Consider the following 647-nt stretch of genomic DNA (forward strand, 5'->3'; position numbering starts at 1 on the left):
GGTCTTGGCGTAGTAGATGTTGCAGGCGTCCACCACCAGGAACAGCAGCATCAGGACCGCGGGAAAGCAGATGAGCATCTCCAGCGATGCGTCACCGTCGTCCTGACGCAGCCGTCTCGCCTGGCGGCGGAGCCAGCTGGGGCACCGGATCACAGGTCACAGACCCGTCATGCCGTCGAGCTTGCCCTGTCCGAGGATCTTGAACGCGGCGATGGCGGCGCCGGCGAAAACGACCACGGCAACGATCCACATGATCATCGAGACGTCGTTGTTGCCGCGGTCGTCTTCCTCGCGCAGCTCGTCCAGGTGCCGGCCGAGTCGCTCGGCGAGGTGGAGCACGGCGGCGTGGGCGTGGACTGCTATCCGCAGGTTCAGGTTTCCGGTCATGATGCTGCCTTCCTTGCGTGGATCAGATGGCGAAGATGCGGGCGAAGGCCGGGAATCCGAAGAACACCAGCAGCACCATGGACAGCAAGCTGACGGGCACTACGAGACTCTCGGATGCGGCGTTGGCGCGCGCCTGGTCGTCGGCGGCCTGCTCGGCAGCCAGGCTCTCGGCACGGCTGCGCAGGGTGGCGTAGATGGCGGCGCCATCGGTGCCGGCGCTGGAGACGATGTCGGCGATGTCGTCGGCGGCCGGCAGGTCG

At 66.6% G+C, this 647-nt stretch carries 2 protein-coding genes and 1 pseudogene; all 3 read right to left on the reverse strand.

The annotated features are described in order from the left end of the window. Positions 1 to 153: TadE/TadG family type IV pilus assembly protein (locus RM812_RS43255; protein ID WP_394816612.1), on the reverse strand; the 153-nt coding region annotated here is incomplete at its 3' end. A 3-nt stretch (positions 154 to 156) separates the two neighbouring features. Next, positions 157 to 387: a hypothetical protein gene (locus RM812_RS42070; RefSeq protein WP_007490734.1), complete on the reverse strand. Its 231-nt coding sequence runs from the start codon at positions 385 to 387 to the stop codon at positions 157 to 159. A 22-nt stretch (positions 388 to 409) separates the two neighbouring features. Then, positions 410 to 647, reverse strand: a pseudogene (locus RM812_RS42075) (hypothetical protein); the annotation flags it as partial.

Origin of the sequence: Streptomyces lancefieldiae (assembly GCF_031845825.1) — a bacterium.
GTDB classification, from domain to species: Bacteria; Actinomycetota; Actinomycetes; order Streptomycetales; family Streptomycetaceae; genus Streptomyces; species Streptomyces lancefieldiae.

Coding starts and splice junctions, on each gene's coding strand:
- RM812_RS42070 (WP_007490734.1), bottom strand. CDS start 387: ATGACCGGAAACCTGAACCTGCGGATAGCAGTCCACGCCCACGCCGCC.